This window comes from Candidatus Egerieousia sp. (genome assembly GCF_056211015.1).
Genome location: NZ_JBAELF010000064.1, coordinates 1 through 2,331 on the forward strand (window position 1 = coordinate 1; position 2,331 = coordinate 2,331).

Below are 2,331 nucleotides of genomic sequence, written 5' to 3' on the forward strand. Positions count from 1 at the left end.
CAAAGTCTTTGGGGCTGATGTCAATGGCGAGATCTGGAGGAACGTCAAGATTTATATGATTCTGACAGGCATCGCCTGTATGATTGGTGTTCCGCTGGCCGTCTGGGCTTCTAGAGTGTATCTGGAGCGTTTTGCTTATCGTGTAGAAGGCTACGGATGGGTGTTCATAGTGTCTGTAATCATTTCAGCGGCCATCGCCTTTGGTGCTGTTTTGTGGCAGACTCTGAAGGCGGCAAGGACGAATCCTGCGATTGAGTTGAAGAAAGAATAAAGAAGGATTATAATACGATGAAGTATCTGTTGAAAAACTTTTTGAACACCCTGCGCCATTACAAGGCGAGCAGCCTGCTGAACATTTTCGGCATGGCGGTGGCCTTCGCGGCGTTTTATGTGATCCTGACTCAGGTGCAGTGGGGATTCACGTACAATAAGGGTATAGAGGACGGGGAACGCATCTTCTTGATGACACGTCCTAATCCTGGTAAAGACGGTGAACTTGAACTGTACTTCACAAGGCCTATGGCCGAGGAGATTTGTACGTCAGTTCCTTGTGTGGAAGCTTTCGGAACATCTACTTTTGCCTCAGGGACGGATGAGTCAATATTTTATCTCAAGGAGGGAGACAATGTCAGAAAGTTCTCTGCAGTGGAGCAGAGGGCAACCCAAGGTATATTCGAGGTGTTTGACTTTGAGGCTGAATCTGGATCGTTCGATGATATGTCCCGCGTAGGAGCAGTTGCCATTTCGAGCCGCTTTGCAAGTGATCATGATCTCAAGGTTGGAGATTATCTCTCATTCAATCCTGCCGGTGCGCCATTCCATTGCTATGTTGCGGCTATCTGGAAGGATAAGTTCCCTAAGAACAGTTCCCCAGGTTGCATAGATCTGATTCATAGCTATGGCAAACAATTCCTTGACGATTGGGATAAAAACGGTTTCCCATATTTCGTGAAGTTGAGTAGTGCCGACGGTAAGGAGGCCTTTGAACAGGCTGCTAATGAGATAGAGGGGTATATGGCGAGTCAGCTGAATATCACCTTGATTCCATTCGAGGAATTGTATTACCGTGAAGATCTCAATGCAAAGCACCCTGTATGCCGTTCGGGGAACAAGGCAACTGACGTGTCACTCCTGGTTGTGGCAATCCTTATCATACTGATTGCTTTGATCAATTTCGTGAACTTCTTCTTTGCCCTTGTCCCTGCGCGTGTCAGGAGCGTGAACACATACAAGGTGTTCGGCACATCGAGAGCTTCGCTTGTCCTGAATTTCATTCTGGAGTCAGTGGGCATGGTTGTGCTTGCGCTCATTATGGCGGCTGCCATGGTGCTGGCACTGGATAAGTCTTCGATGACTGATATCCTTGCTGCGCCGATAGGTATGACAGCTAACGTAGGGATACTTGTCCTCACGGTTGCCGTTGCAATAATCGGCGCCGCAGTGAGCAGTATCTATCCGGCTTTCTACATTACCTCTTTCCAGCCAGCAATGGTGCTCAAGGGCTCTTTCGGTTCGTCAAGAGCCGGTCGCAGTCTGAGAAATACTCTCATTGGAGTTCAGTTCGTCATTTCGCTTGTGCTAATCATCTGCGCTTCGTTTGTCAAGCTCCAGCACAAATACATGATGACCTTCGACATGGGCTTCGACAAGGAGCAGTTGATATCGGGCGTAATTCCTGGCGATGTGGCTTGGTGGAACCCCAAGAACGAAGCGTTTGAAGATAAACTCCGAAGCAATCCTGACATCGCTGATTTGACATGGGCTAATGGCCAGATGGTGAGCCAGTCCAGGATGGGATGGGGATATCCGGATAATGGACGTACCATAAACTTTGATGTATATCCGGTAGCTTATAATTTTCTTGATTTCATGGGAATCGAGATGGTTGAAGGCAGGAACTTTACAAAAAGTGATGAGCTCTCGGAGACGGGAGTGCTTATCTTCAATGAGGAGGCAAGGGACACGTATGAGTTCTCACTTGACTCGAATGTCCCGAGTCATACTGAGGAGAATGCTGTTTTGGCGGGATTCTGCAAGAACTTCCATTTCCGTCCTCTTCAGTACGGCAGCGATCCGTTCGCATTCTATCTCTTCGGTAAGGACCATTCATGGAGGCAGCAGGGCTTGACTCATATTTATGTAAGAACGACTGCAGGTGCTGATATTCGCAAGGTGATGACTTTCATCAGGAATACCGCATTGGAGTTATGTCCTGAAGTCGACCCTGACAGTATAGCTCTCCATCCTTTCGACGAGGAGCTTGCACGCAAGTACAATCTGGAGGAGAAGCTGAGCAAGCAGGTTACAGCGTTCACGCTGATTGCCATCATC

Annotated in this window: 2 protein-coding genes; both read left to right on the top strand. The window is 48.1% G+C overall.

Features of this window, described 5'->3' with window-relative positions:
* Nucleotides 1–271, top strand: a 271-nt coding sequence (locus AC06L3_RS04515) for an ABC transporter permease (RefSeq protein WP_475669430.1), incomplete at its 5' end; no start/stop codon positions are given.
* Between the two features lie 17 nt (nucleotides 272–288).
* On the top strand, nucleotides 289–2,331 hold a 2,043-nt coding region (locus AC06L3_RS04520; RefSeq protein WP_475669431.1), incomplete at its 3' end, for an ABC transporter permease.